15 protein-coding genes and 1 other annotated feature are annotated in these 21,391 nt (G+C 41.7%); of the genes, 10 read left to right on the top strand and 5 right to left on the bottom strand.

What is annotated here, in order from left to right; genetic code table 11:
* Window positions 1-3: 3 nt before the first annotated feature.
* Window positions 4-903 (bottom strand): ATP phosphoribosyltransferase, encoded by a 900-nt coding sequence (gene hisG, locus QUD85_RS06985; RefSeq protein WP_093328948.1) that lies wholly within the window; start codon window positions 901-903, stop codon window positions 4-6.
* 20 nt (window positions 904-923) lie between these two features.
* Window positions 924-1,043, bottom strand: a sequence feature (His leader region).
* A 320-nt stretch (window positions 1,044-1,363) separates the two neighbouring features.
* Between hisG and QUD85_RS06990 the strand changes: the two genes are divergently transcribed.
* From QUD85_RS06990 to fadD, 5 genes are all read left to right on the top strand, one after another.
* Complete coding sequence (locus tag QUD85_RS06990; RefSeq protein WP_177168874.1) at window positions 1,364-3,295, top strand: ATP-dependent DNA helicase; 1,932 nt, start codon at window positions 1,364-1,366, stop codon at window positions 3,293-3,295.
* On the top strand, window positions 3,276-3,968 hold the full coding sequence (gene tsaB / locus QUD85_RS06995; protein ID WP_093328945.1) for a tRNA (adenosine(37)-N6)-threonylcarbamoyltransferase complex dimerization subunit type 1 TsaB: 693 nt from the start codon (window positions 3,276-3,278) through the stop codon (window positions 3,966-3,968). Before QUD85_RS06990 ends, tsaB begins: the two co-directional genes overlap by 20 nt.
* 24 nt (window positions 3,969-3,992) lie before the next feature.
* Window positions 3,993-4,604 (top strand): Slp family lipoprotein, encoded by a 612-nt coding sequence (locus QUD85_RS07000; protein ID WP_093328943.1) that lies wholly within the window; start codon window positions 3,993-3,995, stop codon window positions 4,602-4,604.
* Complete coding sequence (locus tag QUD85_RS07005) at window positions 4,604-5,452, top strand: alpha/beta fold hydrolase (RefSeq protein WP_093328942.1); 849 nt, start codon at window positions 4,604-4,606, stop codon at window positions 5,450-5,452. The genes QUD85_RS07000 and QUD85_RS07005 overlap by 1 nt, the downstream gene beginning before the upstream one ends.
* Before the next feature lie 221 nt (window positions 5,453-5,673).
* Entirely contained in the window at window positions 5,674-7,332 is a 1,659-nt protein-coding gene (gene fadD, locus QUD85_RS07010) for a long-chain-fatty-acid--CoA ligase FadD (protein ID WP_093328940.1), read from the top strand.
* Window positions 7,333-7,470: 138 nt separating this feature from the next.
* On the opposite strand, the gene QUD85_RS07015 is transcribed toward fadD, so the two are convergent.
* Entirely contained in the window at window positions 7,471-8,208 is a 738-nt protein-coding gene (locus QUD85_RS07015) for a YciK family oxidoreductase (protein WP_093328939.1), read from the bottom strand.
* A 246-nt stretch (window positions 8,209-8,454) separates the two neighbouring features.
* Here QUD85_RS07015 and QUD85_RS07020 point away from each other — a divergent pair, with 246 nt between their 5' ends.
* The 4 genes from QUD85_RS07020 (at window position 8,455) to QUD85_RS07035 (ending at window position 15,314) form a co-directional block, all read left to right on the top strand.
* Window positions 8,455-10,854 (top strand): VolA/Pla-1 family phospholipase, encoded by a 2,400-nt coding sequence (locus QUD85_RS07020; RefSeq protein WP_177168873.1) that lies wholly within the window; start codon window positions 8,455-8,457, stop codon window positions 10,852-10,854.
* Window positions 10,855-10,943: 89 nt separating this feature from the next.
* On the top strand, window positions 10,944-13,496 hold the full coding sequence (locus QUD85_RS07025) for a penicillin acylase family protein (RefSeq protein ID WP_093328936.1): 2,553 nt from the start codon (window positions 10,944-10,946) through the stop codon (window positions 13,494-13,496).
* Between the two features lie 112 nt (window positions 13,497-13,608).
* A complete protein-coding gene (gene sohB, locus QUD85_RS07030) occupies window positions 13,609-14,649 on the top strand; it encodes a protease SohB (RefSeq protein ID WP_093328934.1) in 1,041 nt (346 codons plus the stop codon).
* Window positions 14,649-15,314, top strand: coding sequence for a thiopurine S-methyltransferase (locus QUD85_RS07035; protein WP_093328933.1), 666 nt, complete (start codon window positions 14,649-14,651; stop codon window positions 15,312-15,314). Before sohB ends, QUD85_RS07035 begins: the two co-directional genes overlap by 1 nt.
* A gap of 43 nt (window positions 15,315-15,357) precedes the next feature.
* Here QUD85_RS07035 and QUD85_RS07040 read toward each other — a convergent pair whose 3' ends face one another.
* The gene (locus QUD85_RS07040) at window positions 15,358-16,704 is read right to left on the bottom strand and encodes a dicarboxylate/amino acid:cation symporter (protein WP_093328931.1); all 1,347 of its coding nucleotides are present in this window, start codon (window positions 16,702-16,704) and stop codon (window positions 15,358-15,360) included.
* A gap of 66 nt (window positions 16,705-16,770) precedes the next feature.
* Window positions 16,771-17,886: an arginase family protein gene (locus tag QUD85_RS07045; RefSeq protein WP_093328929.1), complete on the bottom strand. Its 1,116-nt coding sequence runs from the start codon at window positions 17,884-17,886 to the stop codon at window positions 16,771-16,773.
* Window positions 17,887-18,216: 330 nt separating this feature from the next.
* Between QUD85_RS07045 and topA the strand changes: the two genes are divergently transcribed.
* The gene (gene topA, locus QUD85_RS07050) at window positions 18,217-20,862 is read left to right on the top strand and encodes a type I DNA topoisomerase (RefSeq protein ID WP_093328928.1); all 2,646 of its coding nucleotides are present in this window, start codon (window positions 18,217-18,219) and stop codon (window positions 20,860-20,862) included.
* Between the two features lie 44 nt (window positions 20,863-20,906).
* On the opposite strand, the gene QUD85_RS07055 is transcribed toward topA, so the two are convergent.
* Complete coding sequence (locus tag QUD85_RS07055) at window positions 20,907-21,224, bottom strand: ribosome recycling factor family protein (RefSeq protein ID WP_245732097.1); 318 nt, start codon at window positions 21,222-21,224, stop codon at window positions 20,907-20,909.
* Window positions 21,225-21,391 lie beyond the last annotated feature (167 nt).

Here is a 21,391-nt window from a genome sequence, read left to right on the forward strand (position 1 = left end):
ATGTTAACCCATCATCTTTTCTATTGGCATCACAAGGATTGAGTTACATCCCAATGCGTTTAGGGCTTCCATGGTTTCCCAAAAGAAAGTTTCTGTTGCTACAACGTGCACAGCAACTAAATCATCTCTACCAGCTAGAGGTAAAATTGTAGGTGTTTCTTTGCCTGGCATGAGTGCGCTGACTTGCTCTATTTTGTCTTTAGGCGCATGTAACATGATGTACTTACTTTCTTTAGCTTTCATTACGCCCTGAATTCTTGGCAGTAATGTATCTAAAATTGATTGTTTACTTTCACACAAGGCATCTGTTTTTTGAATAAGAGAGGCACGAGACGTAAAAATAGTTTCTACTTCTTTTAGTCCGTTTGCTTCTAATGTTGCCCCTGTCGAGACTAAATCACATATACCGTCAGCTATACCAACGCGAGGTGCGACTTCTACTGAGCCTTTTAGCAAGCAAAATTCCATATCAAGATTGTTTGCTTTTGCCCAGCGCGACAATAGCTGTGGGTAGGTTGTTGCAAAGCGCAAACCTTGAAGCGACTCGATACCCGTATAATTAAATTCATCTGGCATGGCGAGAGATAACCGGCAACTACCAAAGTTTAATCCAGTGTTTTTTTCATATTGATAGTTGTTGCCCATCAGCTGTCGCTCGAGCGCCGACTCTTCTAATGTATTGTCACCAACGATACCTAGGTCACACACGCCGTCCATCACTAGACCAGGAATGTCACTGGAGCGCACACGCATGATGTCTATGGGCATGTTAGCTACGTGAGCGAGCAGTCTTCTATCCGCCACATTTAATTTCAATCCACAACGTTTTAATAACGCCATGGTGTCATCGCTTAAGCGTCCCGATTTTTGTATCGCAATTCTTAGTCTTGCTTCCGTTGTCATAATTAATGTCCAAATTAAGTAAAATAAAACCCCCGAAGAGAGACTCTTTCGGGGGTTCTAATACTTTTCATAACACCGCTGAAAGAGTCATAACCCCTCAGCGAACAAACCTGAGCGGCTAATCCGAATGATGATGATGTAAATGGATAATGCTTAGGTTTTGCTGTGTCATAAATATTCCTAATTGTTTCTGTGTTACGTATTCGTTACTTGCTACTAACAATAATAAGAACGAATCAATAATACAAGAATAATGTATTCTTTATTTATAGCCATTAGTTATAAAAGCGAGTAATAAATAATCAGTCGATATCTTTTATTAAAAGCTACGGGAATACCTATCGTATTAGTTTGCACTTGATACGTATCATCGTCTCGATTAGATTAGTTGTTGTCTGCAGTTTTTCGATTTTATCTCAAGATGAGCTCTATAAAAAAAGCGTTCTTAAAAAATGGGCTCTTGGCGAAACACCTCCCTGATTTTGTGCCGAGGCATGAACAAGTCGCGATGGCACAAGCGGTGCAATCAGCGATTGATTCTCATACCGATTTGATTGTTGAAGCGGGCACAGGAGTAGGGAAGACCTTTGCTTATCTATTGCCTGTTTTATCCTCACTAGCTCAAAATAAATCTGATGGATACTTCAAAAAAGTAGTAATTTCTACGGGCACCAAAGCATTGCAGGAGCAACTTTTTTACAAAGACTTGCCCCGTCTCATGCCGCTTTTTCCTGAAGGGATTACCATGGCCATGCTAAAGGGGCGGAATAACTATTTGTGCATTCATAAATTTGAGCAATTTGAACACACAAGGGGAACCTTGGATGCGCAACAATTAAATGAACTTGTCGCACTAAAGCAATGGAGCGTGCAAACAGATACGGGCGATTTTGCTGAAATAGAACAGCAAAAGGGCGACAACTCTCTACAACAGTCTTTCACGGCAAGGCAAGAGTACTGCAGTGGCAAGGCATGCGCCGACTTCGAACGCTGTTACTTAAAAAAGGCGCGAGATAAGGCTCAACAAGCTGATATCGTTATTGTAAATCATCATTTGTATTTTGCTGATATCCAGGTTAAACAAGCTGGCTTTTCGTCTGTCGTTGATAGTATGGATTTGGTGGTGTTTGATGAAGCTCATCAATTACCCAATGTTGCCCAACATGCTTTTAGTGAATCTATCTCCTCGTGGCATATGATGTACTTTGGTCAATCCTTGCTTGATTTTAGTCAGTTGCTTTCAGCCGATACTCGCCAGTTATTTGCTGCGGCAAATACATTACGTCTTCAGTCTGTAGAGCTTAGGGCATATTTTCCTGCGCAAGGTGACAATGGACTTTGGCAGGATGAGCCTTTGCTTAGCAGCGCTATAGATGCATTGACTAACTTAGGTTCAACGCTGGCACAGCTAAAAGAAATTTTGCTTTTGCTCAGGGAATTAAATGACGATGTTGCGCCTTTTCTCTCAATTCTCGAACAATTAGAATTAAACGTTGGCTTGTTTTTGACAAAGCCACGAAAGGGGGTGTTTTCATGGTTTCAATGCACTAAAAATCACGTAGTTTTGCGACAAACGCCGCTTGATATTGCCCACTTATTTAATGATTGGCTTGCCAACATTCAAACAACGAATGTATTTACGTCGGCAACGTTGAGTGTAGAAAATAACCTAAATTATTTTACCCGATTGCTGGGACTGAAAGACGCTAAAGAACTTGTGCTTAATAGCCCATTTGATTTTCAGCAACAAAGTTTACTGTATGTCCCAAGGCATATTCCTGCCATCGAAGATGATCGCAGAGCACAAGCTATCGCAGCCTTATTGCTGGAGATGACAAATGAGACTTTAGGAGGTTGTCTCGCGTTATTTACCAGCTACAAAATGCTCTATCGCGTTGCCGAGATTCTCGATGAACAAGGAGCAGGTTTTTTAATTCAAGGACAGCAAAGCAAACAAGATATACTGACAGCGTTTAGGCAAAAGCAAGAGAGCATTTTGCTAGCGACGGCAAGCTTTTGGGAGGGTGTCGATATTAGAGGCGATGCGTTAAGCTGTGTTATGATAGATAAATTGCCATTTACTTCACCTGCTGACCCCAAATTGCAAGGCCAGTTATTGTTCGCACAATCTACCCAGGACAATATTTTTGAAAGCCTTCAATTACCGCAAGCAGTGATGGCATTAAAGCAAGGAGCAGGGCGCTTAATTCGCCATGAATTAGATCGTGGTTTATTGATAGTTTGCGATGATAGACTAGTTACTAAACCTTATGGGCAGTCTTTTTTGGCAAGCCTACCCAATATGCGCAGAACTCGATGTTTAGACAAAGCGAAACAATTTATTTCGCGTGTTGATGTTAAAGAGAAAGATATTGAACCTATTAGCAATTGATACTTCTACAGAGGCAGGCTCTGTAGCCTTGACCGTAAATGAGCAAATATTCAGTGATTTTGAGCTGTGTCCGCAATCACACAGTGTACTTATATTGCCTATGGTTGATAAATTGATTAAACAAGCAGATTGCACCTTATCGCAATTCGACGGGCTAGTGTTTGGACGAGGTCCCGGTAGTTTCACCGGTGTACGTATAGGTATTGGTGTGGCTCAAGGGTTGGCCTATTCAGCAGAGTTGCCTGTATATGGCGTATCTACGCTACAGGCCATGGCGCAACAAGCATACCGCCTACACAATAAGAAAAGAGTATTAGCCGCCATTGATGCGCGCATGGCTGAAATATATGTTGGCTTGTTTGAATGTGATGATGCCGGAGTAATGCAGCCACTATCGCCAGAGGTCAATATAAAACCCGAGGATATTGCCGCATTGATAGAACAGCACAATGGCGAATTTTATGGCGTCGGCACTGGGTTTGAGACGTATCAAACATTACTCCAATCATTTGTCAGCAATACCACGTTTGACGTGCTGTATCCTAATGCTCTTGATATGCTAACGTTGGCAAAAACACCGATGGAAAATGGTGAAGGGGTTGATGCTGAAAATGCGCAGCCTGTTTATGTGCGCGACACTATTTCTTGGAAAAAATTGCCCGGCAGAGAATAACTATTAGACGTAAGAAGGTAGTAGATGATGAATAGACAGGTTAAATGGATGTTATTGGTCTCCACGCTAGCATTAGTAGGCTGCGCGGGTATTCCAGATAAACTCGTTGTTGCTGATGAATATAGTTTAACACCATATCGTCAGCTAGATGGCGCGACTCCTGCTATTTATGGCCAAGAAGCCAGATGGGGCGGCGTAATAGCGGCAATAAATGTTAAAGAATCTACCACAGAGCTAGAAGTAGTTAATTTTCCTTTGTCATCTTCAACACGCCCACAAAAAGACAAAGAAACGCTAGGGCGTTTTAAACTAACGTTTACTGGTTTACTCGACCCTATGGTTTATAAAGTAGGACGTTCAATAACTGCCTTGGGCACATTGTCAGGTGTTGAATCGGGTAAAATAGGTGAATTTCCGTATCAATTTCCTGTGCTACAAGCAAACTATGTTCACCTATGGAAAGACGTCAATAAAATAGATATGCGCGTGAGGCAGGATCCTTATTGGTATAATTCAGGCTTTTGGCCATATTATCCACCATACTACTATCGACCTTACCCTCGCACAGTTGTTGTTAGTGGTGAATCAAAAATACACTTGCCACCCAGAAATATTAGTAAAACAGCAGAAAAATAATGGGCATTAAAGAGCAAAGCTTTCATTTGGCTGACGGGCTGGCACTTAGTGCACTAGTTACTGGCGAAGAGACTGGTGAAGTAACCCTATGTCTTCACGGGTGGTTAGATAATGCAGCAAGCTTTTTACCTCTGCTTAAACATCTCAGTCAGCCCTATGTGGTTGCAATAGATTGGCCAGGTCATGGAAAATCGTCTCATAAATCGCTGGATAACCAATATCATTTTGTTGATTACATCGAAACCCTATATCAATTATGCCAAGGTAATCATTGGCAAAAAATTAATGTAATTGGGCACTCTATGGGTGCAATGATTGCTACTGCTTTTGCTGCGGCATTTCCTGAAAAGGTCAATAGATTGGTATTAATTGACGCGCTAGGGTTTGTTTGTGCAAAAGAAGAAGAGGCTACAGCGCTACTAAGAGATGGCATTAAAAGCCGTGAGAAAAGGCGTAAAAAGCAGAAAACCTATTATCAAAACAAAGAAGAAGCGATAGAGGCTCGTGTGGCGGTGTCTGATTTGCAGAAAAATACCGCTGCATTAATCGTGGAAAGGTCCTTAGCACAAGACGAAAATGGTATCTATTTTCAAAACGATGCAAAATTAAGAAATAAATCCTTGATCAGATTATCAATGAAGCAGGCGAAGCAACTAGTTTCTGACGTTAAATGTTCTACACTACTTATCAAAGGTGATAAAGGAATGGATATGGTAAATAAAGGTATCGTATTGTTTGCAGACACCTTTTCGCAGTTAGATATAATCTCTTTGTCTGGAGGTCACCATGTACATATGGAGCAGCCAAAAGAGACAGCAGAGGCAATAAACAATTTTTTTACAATTTAGCTTTTTTAAGGATTTTAGATACAAAAAGCTAGGATTTTGATTAAAAATATGGAATTATTCGGAACTTTCGAGTAAAAACTCAAGTTTTGTATGTTTAATAATCATTAGTAAAGATTGGTAAAAATACAAAGTTTTCAGTATGAATAAAGTGACGTTGCGGCATAGATATAATAACAATCGCATGCGTTGTAAAAATAAGAATGTCTTGGAGGAGATGCACTGTGGAAAAAATTTGGCTTGAGAAAAGTTATCCACCTGGTGTTCCGTTTGAAATTGACCCGGATAAATATCAGTCATTGGCTGCTTTGTTCGATAAGTATGTCGAACAATACGCAGATAAAACCGCCTTTATCAATATGGGCGTTGAAATAAGTTATCAAGAATTAGCAGAGCAAGCTCGCGGTTTCGCTGCATATTTGCAAAATGATTTAGGCCTTAAGAAGGGTGATCGATTCGCTATTATGGTGCCAAATACTTTGCAGTATCCTATTGCATTATTCGGTGCATTAATCGCAGGTCTAACGGTGGTTAATGTAAACCCACTTTATACGGCGAGAGAACTTGAGCATCAATTAAATGATGCCGGCGTAAAAGCAATGTTAATCATCGAAAACTTCGCTCATACGCTAGAGCAAGTTATCGATAAAACGCCAGTAGAACATGTAATCTTAACGTCTCTTGGCGATAGATTAGGCACTGCGAAAGGCGCTATCGTTAATTTTGTTGTGAAATACATCAAAAAAATGGTGCCTAAGTTTTCACTTAAAGGCACAACGCGTTTTAATAAAGCATTAGCTAAGGGCTTAACGCAACAATATACGCCAGTGGATATTAGCGGTGAAGATTACGCTTTCTTGCAATATACCGGTGGTACTACGGGTCTTTCAAAGGGTGCAATACTGACGCACCGCAACTTAGTTGCAAATCTAGAGCAAGCTAAAGCAGCGATATTGCCATTACTTAATGAAGGGGAAGAGTTGGTTGTTACCGCATTACCGCTCTATCATATCTTTGCATTAACAGCGAACTGTCTAACCTTTATTACGTTAGGCGGTACCAACCTACTTATTACCAATCCTCGCGATATGCCTAACTTTGTTAAAGAATTATCAAAGTATAAGTTCACTGCAATTACTGGTGTTAATACCTTATTTAATGGTTTGCTAAACACTCCAGGCTTTAAAGATTTGGATTTCAGTGCGTTAAAGATGTCGCTAGGTGGTGGTATGGCTGTACAACGTCCGGTGGCGGAAAGATGGCAGCAAGTCACTGGCACGCGACTGTTAGAAGGCTACGGCTTAACTGAATGTTCGCCGATGGTGTCATTGAGTCCATACAATCTTGCAGGCTACGACGGGACTATTGGTATCCCAGCATCTAGCACTGACGTGAAGATCATGCGAGAAGATGGTACTGAAGCTGATATTGGCGAATCGGGCGAAATGTGGGTCTATGGTCCGCAAGTAATGAAGGGCTATTACAACCGTCCTGACGCTACTGCTGAAGTCATCAAAGACGGTTGGTTAGCAACAGGTGATGTCGCATGTATGGATGACAGAGGCTACTTCAAAATTGTTGATCGCAAAAAGGACATGATTATTGTTTCTGGCTTCAATGTATTTCCAAATGAAATCGAAGAAGTCATCATGATGCATGAAGGCGTGCTTGAAGCAGCAGCGATTGGTGTTCCACATGAAGTGTCAGGTGAGATTGTTAAAGTGTTTATCGTGGTTAAAGAAGATCACGAAGTGACTGAAAAAGCACTTATCGAGCACTGTCGTGAAAACTTAACAAACTACAAAGTACCAAAGTTAGTTGAGTTTAAAGATGAACTACCAAAAACAAATGTTGGTAAGATTTTGCGTCGCGAACTTCGCTAAGCAACTTTAGTATTCAAAAAAAGCGCCTAATGGCGCTTTTTTTATAGGTGAAACAAAAGTTGTTACTTGTGTTAATTAAACGGCGAAGTATCTTTGTCTGCAACTCGAAGCTCGAAGCTCGAAGCCCGCGAGCTTGCGCTATTGTGCTTTTAAGACTTCACCATTAATGTCAGCACTATCATCAGACATCAAATAGACATATAACGGCATAATATCTAGTGGCGTTGCAAGAGTTTCTTTGTCTTCTGCAGGGTAGGCACTAGCACGCATGCTCGTGCGAGTAGCACCAGGATTAATCGCATTGCAGCGCAGATTGCTAGCCTCATATTCGTCAGCAATAATTTGCATCATACTTTCGGTAGCAAATTTTGACATTGAATAAGCACCCCAAAAAGCGCGACCTTTATTACCAACACCCGAAGAGGTGAAAACTAAAGAGGCTTTTGGCGCAAGTTTAAGTGCTGGCAAGATCCCTTGAGCGAGTAAAAACTGCGCTTTAACATTAACTTGCATTACTTCGTCAAAGATTTGCTCATGTATTTGGCTGAAAGGTGTTAGTTCGCCAAGCATTGACGCATTAAGCAGAGCGCCGTCTAATTGACCAAATTGCTCAACAATCGTTTGACCCATATCGATGTAGTGCTGCTTAGTCGCGCCTTTTAAATCAAGCGGAACAATTGCAGGCTCTGGTCCACCTTGAGCAATAATCTCGTCATACACTTGCTCTAGCTTGTTCACTGTGCGTCCGAGTAGTATAACGGTTGCACCTAGTTGACTATATGTTAGCGCCGCTTGCTTACCGATACCGTCGCCGGCACCTGTGATAAGGATTGTTTTACCTGTTAAACAATTTTCTTCGTATTGATATTCAAACATCGTGTTTTATTACTAAATAAAAGTAGTGCAATTCTACTCTTCTTAAGCTGCGCTGACGAGTGCAATTTGTCGCTAAAATAATCAATAGTCGTAATTTTTGTTATGAAAATGCAAAAAAATGTAGCGCTTTTCGGGAAGTTGGGTTAACGTTGACTGGTCTTACTAGTTAACAAGTCTCTTACTATAAAGAACCAGTTCATTGTTTGAACAGTAATAAATTTAGAGACTAGCAGTTGGGGAGAAATGATGAGAAAGCTAGCTTTAAGCCTCGCTATCCTTACATCACTTGGTCTAAGTGGTTGTGATAGTGAATCTATAGAAGACGTAAAAAATGATGTAGAACAGAACGGTCCTGTTGTTGAAACAGTGAAAGCTCGTGTTTTATTTGATCCTTCGAACGGTGTTGTTTCCGTTCCTAATGACCTTTTATTTTCTGGCACAACAGACGGAACGTTAAACCTTCCAGTTGCTGATCCAACTGATGTAAGTGACCCTTTCGTTGCGCTAAGTGCACTTGATGGTTGGTCTACAACTAATCCGTGGGTGATGGACTTTGATTTTCCAGAAGGTCTAAGCCTAGACGGTAGTACGGTATTTAGTACTAGAGGATTACGCATTTTTGAAGCAAAAATGGGTGGTGATCCTGGCTGTGAAGACGTAACCCGTGGTTTAGCCTGTCAAATCGTAGGTGAACTAACTTACTCTGAAGATTTTGTTACGCAAAAATCAGGTAATAGCATTTTAGTTGCACCGATGAAGCCACTAAAGGCAAAAACATCTTACATCTTGGTGATGACAGATCATTTAGCAGATTCAAATGGTAACTCTATTGAACCATCTGTGACCTATGGTTTGGTTCGTCAAGATATCAACACGCATCCATTAGCAACGCCTGATCAGCTTCAACTGCAAGGCTTAGTTAATAGCTTCGAGGCAGCTGTTGTGTCTGCTGGTGTTGAAAAAGATTCAATTATTTACACTGCTGCTATTACCACGCAATCAACAACAGATAGTTTGTTTGCACTTAAAGGTATTATGGCGCAGCAAATGGCAGCATTGAGCGCAGGTGATACAACTGCTATTTCGCCAATTTATGTTCAAGATACTGGCCTAACAGCGGCTGATGCCCTTGCTGGTCGTATTCCAGCTGAACTTGTCGGTTTATATTCAGCGGCGAAGCTTTATGGCGGTCAAGTTGAATTGCCTTACTATTTAGGTGTTCAAGACACTTCATCTATGGAAGCTGCTCAAGCAACTGCATTAAATTCTGTAACGGTTCCTTGGAAAGCGAAATGTGACTCAGGTGCAATGTTAGCAGCTGCGTCAGCGGCAGGTGCGGTACCGGCTGATCCGGTATCTCAAAACGACGCTGAGTGTATGGCATTTGGTTTACGTGATATCGGTATTGATGCTGAGCGCAACATTACTAAGTTCAACCCAATTCCAGCTAAAACAGCTGACATGAACGTTGAAGTATTGATGACAATTCCTGATGTGGCAACAGCAAATGCTGTTCGTGGCGCGTTAGGTATTCCAGGTGCTATTGCAAAACCTGATAGTGGTTGGCCGATTGTTATTCTTCAACACGGTATTACTTCACGTAAAGAAGACATGCTTGCGTTAACAGGTATGTTATCAATCAATGGTATTGCATCTATTGCTATCGACCAACCGATGCACGGTTCACGTGGCTTTGATGTAAACTTCGACGGCACAGACGACATTAACGCGTCAACAGTAACGCCAATCCACTACATGAACCTTGCTGCGCTGCTAAATACGCGTGACAACTTACGTCAAAGTGCGATTGATTTACTAGGCCTACGTGCTCGTTTAGCTTACATGATTGATGCAGGTGCATTAGCGCCATTTGGTGAAATTGATGCGACTAATGTTCACTCATTAGGTATTTCTTTAGGTGCCATGACTGCAATTAACTTTGGTGCAATCGCTAATACATCGTTAGCAAGTGTTGTAGGTGAAGAGACTGCGGCAATGATTGACCCAGTGTTTGAATTGAAAACAAACGTGTTGTCAGCGCCAGGTGGTATGCCAGCGAACTTCTTAATTGAATCAGCAGCATTTGGTCCAATTGTTAAGTCGCAGTTAACCTTTGCTCAATCTGCAGATTTCCAAAACTTTGTAGCCTCTGTTCATGACATGGCTGGTGGCGCACCGTCAGATGCGCAATTAGCGCAATACTTTGACTTGTTCTTATCTGCGTTAACGCCAGAGCAAATCGGTGCGATTGAATCAGTATTCTTACAATTTGCCTTCGCAGCGCAAACAGTGACGGATTCTGGTGACCCAGTTAACCATTTACAATTGCATGCGGCGTCTGGTATTCCAACATTGCTACAACAGATTAACGGTGACACGGTAATTCCAAATACAGTATCAACAGCACCATTTGGTGGTACTGAAGGTGCAATTGCTTTACTTGGTCTTCCAAACATCACTGAGCTAACGCAAAGTGCTGAAGGTCCAGTATCAGGTGCTATTCGTATAGACAATGGTAGCCATGGTTCACTTGCTGACCCAACAGCTAATGCAGCGTTGACACAAGATATGCAAATGCAGGCAATCGGTTACATTCTTTCAAATGGCCGTATGATTTCAGTCAGCGACACTATGTTTGCTAACTAATCAGCCAAGACATTTTAAAAGCCCTTCTCGTAAGGGCTTTTTTTTACCCAAAAATAAAAAAACAACAACAATTACAACAGGAAAACAGTATGAGAACAAAAAAACTGTTGCCACTCTTTGTGGCTTTAGGACTTGTCGGCTGTGATGGTGCAGACGCGCCAGAACCCAAATTTTTTGAGCAACCCCAATTACCCGTAATTACGGATACTGGCTTAAAAGCCTTTGATCCAGACGGGGTATTGTCTGCTGATATCAAATACACCAGCTATGGTGTGCCGCATATTACCGCTGATAATTTGCAGAGTTTAGGCTTTGGTTCAGGTTACGCTTACGCCAAAGAGAATGCCTGCATTTTACTCGACCAAATGGTTAAAGTGCACAGCGAGCGCAGTAAATATTTTGGTCCAGATAAAGTGTTAGGTTCAGGTGATAATGGCAACTTGATTTCAGATTTTGGTCACCTTGCCATGCGCGTGATGGAAGATGCCGAATCATTGTATCCGTCGCTTTCGGATAACACTAAAGCCTTGTTAGAAGGGTATTCTGTTGGTTTTAACCAATATATGACAGAAGTAGGTACAGACGGATTGGCACCAGAGTGTGCGGGGCAACCATGGGTTGCGCCTATTGATCCAGTCTCTATGCTTGCTTATGTATTTTCAACATCGCAAATGGCGAGTAGTTTAGAATTTTTATCTTTAGCGTTCTTAGCTAATCCTGGTAATGGCGGCGAATATCTGCCATACGTTGGCACGCGAGGAAAGTCAGCGAATGTGTCTAGTGCAGAAGCTAATGACATTAACTTAAATTTCACTAACACCTACAAAGAAATGAATGAATTTAAAGTTGATTTAGGTCATTTAGGTTCAAACGGTTGGGGTGTTGGTAAAGAAGCAACGGCAAACGGCAAAGGTATTGTTTTAGCCAATCCTCATTTTCCATTTACAGGTCACCTAAGATTTTTCCAAACTCACCTTACTATTCCAGGTCAACTGGATGTAGCCGGTGCCGGCCTGCAGGGTTTACCTGGTATTGTAAACATTGGTTTTAATCAGCACCTTGCTTGGACGCATACAGTGTCAACATCGCGTCGTTTTGTTGTATATCAATTGCTACTAGATAGTGAAAACCCAATGCAATATATCGTCGATGACGAAAAACGAGACATTGAAAAGCGTACTTACTATGTAGAAGTTAACGCTGGCAGTACATCTATCGTGCTAGGAAAAGACTTTTTCTATAGCCATCATGGCTTAATGATTGAAACACCTGCGTCAATGAACTTCCTTGATTGGACAGAATCAAAGGCTTATACGCTGCGAGATTCTGCAGAGAAGAATCTTGATTTGATAGACCATTGGTTAGCAATGAATATGGCGACCAACCTAGAAGAATTCCAGCAAGCGTTTAAAGACTACGATGGCATTCCATGGACAAACACTATGTACGCTGATGATCAAGGTAATGCATTCTACATTGACAAGACGCGTGTACTAAACCTTAGTGATGCAGCAATGCAAGCTATGCGCACTGACCCTGTGTTAGTCGGCACAAGACAACTTGCGGGTTTTGATATATTGCCTGGTCATTTATCATTGTTTGAACCAGATGGTTTGAATAGCTATGAACAAGCGCCTAAGTTACTCCGTGATGACTACGTGCAAAACTCAAATAACAGTTATTGGACAACCAATGCAAACGAGCTATTAACCGGATACTCTCTGCTTTATGGTGACGATGTCGCACCTATTACTTATCGTAGCCGCATGGGGTTAACCCTTGTTGAAGAGTTAGTTAACGCTAAAGACGTTACACCGGAGCAAGTTGAGGCGGCGCTATTGAGTAACCGTGCTTATCTTGGTGAAGCCGTTTTAGCGGACTTGTTGACTCAATGTCAGGCACAAGGCTCTACACCTGTTGTCATTAAAGATAGCAATAACCTAGATGTCTCTGTTGATATCAGTGCAGGTTGTGCCGCACTAGGTCAATGGGACGGGTTAATGAACAAGGACAGTATTGGTGGACACGTGTTTAGAGAATTCTCGATGCAGTTTAATGCCAATGTTCACTTCACAACACCGTTTGATCCAACAGATCCAATTAACACGCCTAATAACTTAGCAACAGACGGCAGCGCACTAATGGCACTGGCAGCGGCAATCAAAACCATTGAGAGTGCAGGGTTACCGTTAGATGCCACTATGGGCGATGTCCAGTTTACTGAAAAAACGTTACCTAATGGTACGGCGCAGGGAGTTAAGTTCCCATGGGCTGGCGCGAAAAACCAAGAAGGTGGTTTTAATGTGTTTGCCGATGCTAGGTTAGATGACACGCTGTATCCAATTCATCAATACCCAGCGGCAATCGATATCACTCGTGGCGCACCAGCGCGCTCAGGTTTAACCACTGAGGGTTACCATATCAATTATGGTTCTAGCTGGATGTTTGTTGTTGGCTTTACCGATGAAGGTCCTAAAGCACGCGGTATTCTGAGTTACTCACAATCTGCGGATACTTCATCGGTACACAATACCGATCAAAACCAATTGTATTCAGATACATCAGGTTTTAGACCACTGTTGTTTACTGCAGAAGAGATAGAAGCTGATTTACAACAAGAAATCACTGTAGTGTCTCAATAAATTTTTACACTTTATTTGATGTAAAGCCCTCATTAGAGGGCTTTTTTATTGGTTTTACCGTCAATTCATGTAAAAATTTGGCTATCTGTACTAAAACACTTAGGAGTTAGTGTTGGAATTTTTATATGAATATGGACTTTTTCTAGCAAAAGTCGTTACGTTTGTTCTAGCAATCGTCATTATTATTGGTGTAGCAGCAGCCTCTGCGATGAAGCAAAAGCATAAAAAAGGCGAGCTTGAAATCACCGATTTGTCAGAACAAATTGAAGATACTCAGCGTGATATCAATCATCAATTACTGTCAAAAGAAGCGCTGAAAGCTGAAGAAAAATCAGCGAAAGAAGATGAAAAAGCCAAAGCAAAAGCGGCCAAAAAATCAGGTGAAAGAGAAGAAGACAGCAAAGCACGCATGTTTGTGCTTGATTTTAAAGGCAGCATAGATGCTAAAGAAGTTGCGTCCTTACGTGAAGAAGTTTCAGCTGTTTTAGCCGTTGCCAAGCCAGAAGATGAAGTGTTCGTTCGTTTAGAGTCGGGTGGTGGCATGGTTCACGGATATGGCCTAGCGAGTTCACAACTTGATCGTATTCGTCAAAAGGCTATTCCTTTAACGGTGTCTGTTGATAAAGTCGCAGCGAGTGGTGGTTATATGATGGCTTGCGTTGCTAATCAAATAATCTCAGCGCCTTTTGCTATTTTGGGATCAATAGGTGTTATCGCTCAGTTACCTAATTTTAATAAAATATTGAAAAAGAACGATATAGAATTTGAGCAACTAACGGCAGGTGAATTTAAGCGAACGTTAACGATGTTCGGCGAAAACACCGATAAAGGTCGCGAAAAGTTCATAGAAGAACTTGAAGAAACGCACCAATTATTCAAAGATTTTGTGACTGAGCATAGACCTTCGCTAAATATTTCAGAAGTGGCGACAGGTGAACATTGGTTTGGCACTAAAGCGTTATCTTTGGGTCTAGTTGATGCCATTCAAACAAGTGATGATTATATTTTTGAAGCAGCTAAAGATAAAAAAGTTGTCGCGATTAAATATGTCACTAAAAAAGGACTCGCTGAGAAATTTGGTAAGGCCGCATCTTTATCTTTTGACGCAGTGGTCAATAAAGTGTGGCAAAGTAACCGCCAGTTTCCGAGTTAATGGACGCACAGTTTTGGCATGATGTTTGGCACCGTGATTCTCTTGGTTTTCATCAAGACACGGTGCATCCTTTATTAAGTCAGCAACTGACTAAATACCTTCCTGATGCCAATAGCCATATTCTAGTGCCACTATGTGGCAAATCCTTAGACATGCTGTTTCTAGCACAGCGACATCAAGTCACTGGTATTGAGCTAAGTGACATAGCATGTCGCGACTTTTTCAAAGAAAACAAACTCGCTTATAGCACTGACAATCATGGGCCGTTTAAGCGCTATAGCAGTGAAAAGATAGTGTTGCTGCAAGGTGACTTCTTTGAGGCGGGTAGACAGTGGCTGAGCGGCGACTTTCCACAATATAACTATGTGTATGACCGAGCGGCGCTTATAGCCTTGCCAAAGCATATGCAGCAAGATTATGTTGATAAACTTATACAGCTATTGCAACCCGGGGATCAGATTCTTCTTATTACACTAGAGTATCCTGACAACGAGCTACAAGGGCCGCCATTTTCAGTTACTGAAGAACGGGTGTCAGAATTATTTTTAAACCATAAAGTATTAAAAATTAGTCAGACATCATTGCCTGATGGCGTGTTTGCGCGTCGCAGGTTCAATGTGTCCTATTTAAAAGAAACAGCTTATCTCATTACCGTAAACGCATAAAAAAAGCCGCTAAATAGCGGCTTTTTGTTATTGGTTTATCAGATTACACTTTTGACTTTTTTAAATGATGAAAATCAATATCTTCGTCTTTTTTAGCCGCGTCTCTGTCATTGAACACTTGCTCATCGAAACCATCGACACTTTTGCCAACAATCACCGACACCATGCTATCACCGGTAACATTTACAGCGGTTCTTGTCATATCAAGTAGTCTGTCTACACCGATAATCAAGGCAATACCTTCAACAGGTAGGCCCACTTGGTTTAGTACCATGGCTAACATGATCAAACCAACACCTGGTACACCTGCTGTGCCAATAGACGCTAAGGTCGCCGTTAGAATCACCATTAAGTAGTCTGTAATGGTTAGGTCGACATTAAACACTTGTGCGATAAATACCGTGGCAACACCTTGCATAATAGCGGTGCCATCCATGTTTATTGTTGCACCCAGCGGTACGGTAAAAGAGGCGATAGAGTTTTTAACGCCCATTTTTTTAGTTACCGTTTCAAGCGTAACCGGAATAGTCGCATTTGAACTTGAGGTAGAAAATGCAAAAATTGCTGTTTCTCTCATTTTTCTTAAAAAGATTAACGGATTTAGGCCCGTCAACGCTTTTAATATTACCGGGTAGGTAACTAATGCGTGGATCAGTAGCACCCCGAAAACCACCATAAAGTAATAGGCCAAACTTAGCAGTTCTCCCAATGGCAGATCGGTAAAGGTTTTGGCTAACAAACAAAAAACACCATAAGGCGCCAAGTTCATTAAAATGGTAACAAGGCGCATGATCACTTCGTTTAGATCTTCAAAAACAGCCGCTACGCGTTCGCCAGCTTCACCTGATAGTGCCATTGCGATACCAAAGAGTAACGCAAACACGATGATTTGTAGCATATTACCTTCAGTAAAGGCCGCGAAAGGGTTGCTTGGGAACATGTCTATAAATACCTTAGCAAGAGACGGCGCCTCTTTTGCTGTATAGGTTGCATCTGAGGTCATATTGACACCTTCACCCGGTGCAATAAGGATAGCGATAGTCATGGCTAAGCTGATAGCAATAGCGGTTGTTATTAGATAGAGTCCAACGGCTCTACCACCGATTTGACCGAGCTTTGAGGTGTCGCTAATGGAACAGGTACCACAAATAAGCGATACAAATACCAGTGGGACAACGAGCATCTTTAAGCTTGAGATAAATATTTGCCCACCAACTTCAAAGAAGAAATCGACAAACACGCCTCGAATTGAAAAATCGAAGAAATAGAGCGGGATAATTAGATCACCATCTTTTGGCAGAATCCATTGCAGTAGGCCACCAGCGGAAATACCGGCGACCATACCAATGATGATGCGAGCGGTTAAACTCATGGGTTTCTTTTCAGTCATGTTGCTTTTATTTATTTTAATGTTGCATTTATTATAGTGCTATTGTTGCTATTTGTTTGTTCAGACTCAAGATTTATTTATAGCATCAAGCAAGAAGGCAGAAATTTCACCGGCATGTTGCAGCGTTGTGTCAGTGTTTTCTATACCTTTGCCGGTACTGTCGGTAAACGGTGCAATTTCCATCATATCTGCGCCAGTAATTGGATAGCGCGCGTTTAGCACCTCTAGTATTGTTAACGCCTGTTGTGGTGTCATACCATCTGGTTCAGGCGTGCCTGTAGCTGATGCAAATTGTTGATCTAGCGCGTCAATGTCAAAACTCACGTAAAGTTCGTCAACGTTATCGCTGTCTAGTTGCGTCAATATCTGCTGGGCAATTTCATGTGCACCTAATTCGTTGATTTCTTGCGCCCAGTATTGCACGACACCAAACGTATCTTGCCAATGAGACTTAGGTCTGCCACTTGAGCGAATACCTAACTGAATAAGATGATTTGGCGCAGGAAGGTCTTCTAATATATGTGTGCACCAACTGCCAAAACATAAATCAATGCCAAGACGCTCTTTTAGTAAGTCGGTATGCGCATCGAAATGGATTATCGCAACTTTCTTACCTTGTGCTTTTTTTGCTTGTAAGTAGGGTTTAGTCAGTGCGTAGCTAATAGAGTGGTCGCCGCCTATACCAAACAGGCCTTTGCCTGGGAATTGGTCATAAAAACTGGTCGCTATGTCTTCGGTGATGGTTAGCGGACTCACGGCATAATCGTTATCGGTATCGCCATATAGTGCTTTCTTACAATTGTTGATAGTGGCGGTGTTAAGGTATTTGTCATGTAACAAATGTGGAATGACTCGCACATCACCCAGATCGAAATATTGATCGTAACCGTATTGTTCAACAAGGTGGGTTCTTAAAAACAATGGGCCCCAGTTGGCACCGCGCAATATGCCGCCGCCGCAATCACTTGCTATACCCAATATGACGGCATTACCGCTGTCGGCTAATTTAGGAAGTTGTTGTTGCCATATTTGTTCAACATAGGTTAGTTCAGTTTCTTGAAAAAGTGCCTGATGTAAAACAGCTTTTCTTTCTTTTGCGGTGTTTACGGTGAATACACCATTTCCGGGAGGACATAAACAGGCTTGAAATTGTTCAATATAGGCCATATTAATTTGACTCATATACATTCCTTTACAATGCTTAGTACGCAAACTGTGTTGTAATTTATTGGTTTAAAGCCTTTTATTTTTGCGCTAACTTCTATTATAGTGTCGCCGCTAAAAAGGCCGACGCATTATATAGAAATAGTAGGTAAGGTTAAATAAGTGCTTGTCAGATAGGCATTTTATAGATATACCTAAAAAAGAAGGGTACAGCATAACTATCCAAAATAGTCGCAAGGTTAATGCAATATGTGTTATTCAGCGGCATTTTTATGCGCTATAAAAAGACAAAATTTTTTTTAAATTTTTTCACTCTCGCAGTGAATGAAAGCAGGAAATTAAATTAAAATGGCAAAATCTCTGGTTATCGTAGAGTCACCAGCTAAAGCTAAAACCATTAACAAATATCTTGGTAAAGACTACATCGTTAAATCGAGCGTGGGTCATATTCGTGATCTTCCAACGAGCGGCACAGGCAAAAAAGTACCTGCAAAATCGCCTGCAGAAGTCAGAAAAATGTCGCCAGAACAAAAAGCGAAGTACAAAGCCAAGCGAGACAAGCAGGCGCTTGTTAATCGCATGGGTATAGATCCTGAAAAAGACTGGAAAGCGACATACCAAGTATTACCTGGCAAAGAAAAAGTCGTTGCCGAATTGAAAAAAATAGCCGCAGATGCTGAATACGTCTATCTCGCAACCGATTTGGATAGAGAAGGGGAAGCAATCGCTTGGCATTTAAAAGAGATCATCGGTGGTGATGACAGCAAATTTAAACGCGTCGTTTTTAATGAAATAACCAAGAACGCAATCCAACAGGCGTTCTCTGCGCCGACAGAACTGTCTATGCCGGGTGTTAATGCACAACAAGCAAGACGTTTTCTAGATCGCGTTGTTGGTTTTATGCTAAGCCCATTGCTATGGAAGAAAGTTGCCAGAGGTTTATCTGCTGGTCGCGTTCAGTCTGTGGCGGTTAAGCTTGTGGTAGAAAAAGAACGCGAAATTAAGGCGTTTAATCCTGAAGAATATTGGGAAATCGAAGCGTTAACAAAAGATACCGATGGCAGTGACTTGTTATTGGATCTTGCTAGAGAAAACGGTAAAACGTTTAAAGCGACCAATGAAGCACAAGCTTCAGCAGCAGTAGCTGCCTTGCAACAAGCAAATTATCAAGTAACAAAACGTGAAGACAAACCTTCGAAAAGTTCACCTTCAGCACCGTTTATTACATCTACTTTGCAACAAGCCGCAAGTACACGCTTGGGCTTTGGTGTAAAACGCACCATGAGCCTTGCTCAGCGCCTTTATGAAGCGGGTCATATCACCTATATGCGTACTGACTCAACTAACTTGAGTAAAGACGCCGTAGAGGCGTGTCGTCAGTACATCGGCAGTAATTTCGGTGAAAACTATTTACCAGATACAGCTAAGGTATATGGTGCAAAAAGCAATGCGCAAGAAGCGCATGAGGCCATTCGTCCATCAGATGTTAACCGTGAAGCGGCATTTCTTGATGGTATGGAAGCTGACGCTAAGAAGTTATATGAATTGATTTGGCGTCAGTTTGTCGCCTGTCAAATGACAGCAGCACGCTACACAGTGTCTACGTTAACTGTGGGTGCAGGTAACTTTGAGCTCAGAGCTAAAGGTCGCGTAATGCAGTTTGACGGTTGGACTAAAGTTCATCCACAACTTTCACGTGGCGATAAAGACAAGCAGTTACCTGATCTAGCGGTAGGCAGTGTCTTGAACTTACAAAGCGTTACGCCTTCTCAACATTTTACCAAGCCACCAGCACGCTTTGGTGAAGCGTCGCTTGTTAAAGAGCTAGAAAAACGTTCCATTGGACGTCCTTCTACTTATGCCTCGATCATTTCTACTATCCAAGATAGAGGCTATGTCAGGCTTGAGAAGAAACGCTTTTATGCTGAAAAAATGGGTGAAATCGTTACCGATAGTTTATCTGCAAGTTTTACTAATTTAATGAGTTATGACTTTACCGCCAATATGGAGCAATATCTTGATGAGATTGCCGGTGGAAAACTTGTTTGGAAAGATGTACTCAACGACTTTTACAAAGACTTTACTGGCCGATTAGCAAAAGCTGATCACAGCAAGGAAGAGGGCGGTATGCCGGGTAATGAACCGGTATTAACAGATATTGATTGCCCAACTTGTGGTCGTAAAATGGGTATAAGAACAGCCTCTACAGGTGTGTTTTTAGGATGTTCAGGTTACGCTTTGCCTCCGAAAGAACGTTGTACAACAACAATGAATCTTACGCCTGGTGAAGAAGCGGTAAGTGTGCTTGCAGAAGATCAAGAAACAGAAGCGTTGCGTGCAATGCATCGTTGTCCAAAATGTTCTACAGCGATGGACAGTTACTTGATTGATGAACACCGTAAATTGCATGTGTGTGGTAACAACCCACAATGTGATGGCTTCGAGTTAGAGAAGGGTACCTTTAAAATCAAAGGGTATGACGGCCCTGTGCTCGAATGTGATCGTTGTGGCAGTGAAATGCAACTTAAGAATGGTCGCTTTGGCAAGTACTTCGATTGTACCAACAGCGAGTGTAAGAATACGCGTAAGCTGTTAGCTAATGGTGAAGCAGCGCCACCTAAAGAAGATCCGGTTCACCTACCAGAGCTTCCGTGTGAAAAATCAGATGCGTATTTTGTGTTACGCGATGGTGCTTCTGGTATCTTTATGGCAGCAAGTTCGTTCCCTCGCTCACGCGAAACGAGAGCGCCAAAAGTTGCAGAATTGCAGCGTTTTAGAGATAGAATTTCATCTAAATTTTACTATTTAGCAGATGCTCCAGCGAAAGATCCAGAGGGTAATGAAGCGGTAATTCGTTATAGCCGTAAAACCAAAGAGCAATATGTCATGACGGAAGTCAATGGCAAAGCAACGGGTTGGGTAGCTAAGTTTGTGGACGGCAAATGGGTTGAAGAACAAACTAAAAAGAAAGCGCCTGCCAAAAAGAAAAAATAAACGTCAGCTTTAAGTAGACAAAACGCCACATCATGTGGCGTTTTTTATGTAAATTCTATTTCATCTAAGGCTTTACGGGCGGTTGCAATAGTACAGTTGGTTTTTATCACCAATTCGTTCACCGTGATACCTTGATTCATCCGTGCGATTTCCAATATGGCTTGGTAATTGAGTTCGCCATACTGTTTTTGTAGGTGTTTTACTAACCATAACCAGCTGCCTTCACCTGCAGTTTCAATCACTGCGATAATTGCTTGCAGTTGTTCAAAGGTAGCGGTGAGCTGCCAATTTCTCGAACGACCTATGCGTTGCAACTCTGCTCCTTGTCCACGTATTAGCGCTTTTATCGCATACGCCTTCATGCAGCGACGCAAAAAAGAGGGTAAGACAATGGTTCGAGGCGCTGATAGCGTCATACGGGTAATATAATTTCGCAAAAAAGGTTAGTGTAACTAATTTAGTTAAAAAGCGGTAGCATCGTTAATAAACTGCTTAAAAGATAAAAATGTGCACAAATATCCAACTTTTT

This window comes from Thalassotalea agarivorans (assembly GCF_030295955.1).
Taxonomy (GTDB): domain Bacteria; phylum Pseudomonadota; class Gammaproteobacteria; order Enterobacterales; family Alteromonadaceae; genus Thalassotalea_D; species Thalassotalea_D agarivorans.

Coding starts and splice junctions, on each gene's coding strand:
- hisG (WP_093328948.1), bottom strand. CDS start 903: ATGACAACGGAAGCAAGACTAAGAATTGCGATACAAAAATCGGGACGC.
- QUD85_RS07000 (WP_093328943.1), top strand. CDS start 3,993: ATGATGAATAGACAGGTTAAATGGATGTTATTGGTCTCCACGCTAGCA.
- QUD85_RS07005 (WP_093328942.1), top strand. CDS start 4,604: ATGGGCATTAAAGAGCAAAGCTTTCATTTGGCTGACGGGCTGGCACTT.
- QUD85_RS07015 (WP_093328939.1), bottom strand. CDS start 8,208: ATGTTTGAATATCAATACGAAGAAAATTGTTTAACAGGTAAAACAATC.
- QUD85_RS07020 (WP_177168873.1), top strand. CDS start 8,455: ATGAGAAAGCTAGCTTTAAGCCTCGCTATCCTTACATCACTTGGTCTA.
- QUD85_RS07025 (WP_093328936.1), top strand. CDS start 10,944: ATGAGAACAAAAAAACTGTTGCCACTCTTTGTGGCTTTAGGACTTGTC.
- QUD85_RS07035 (WP_093328933.1), top strand. CDS start 14,649: ATGGACGCACAGTTTTGGCATGATGTTTGGCACCGTGATTCTCTTGGT.
- QUD85_RS07040 (WP_093328931.1), bottom strand. CDS start 16,704: ATGACTGAAAAGAAACCCATGAGTTTAACCGCTCGCATCATCATTGGT.
- QUD85_RS07045 (WP_093328929.1), bottom strand. CDS start 17,886: ATGAGTCAAATTAATATGGCCTATATTGAACAATTTCAAGCCTGTTTA.
- topA (WP_093328928.1), top strand. CDS start 18,217: ATGGCAAAATCTCTGGTTATCGTAGAGTCACCAGCTAAAGCTAAAACC.
- QUD85_RS07055 (WP_245732097.1), bottom strand. CDS start 21,224: ATGAAGGCGTATGCGATAAAAGCGCTAATACGTGGACAAGGAGCAGAG.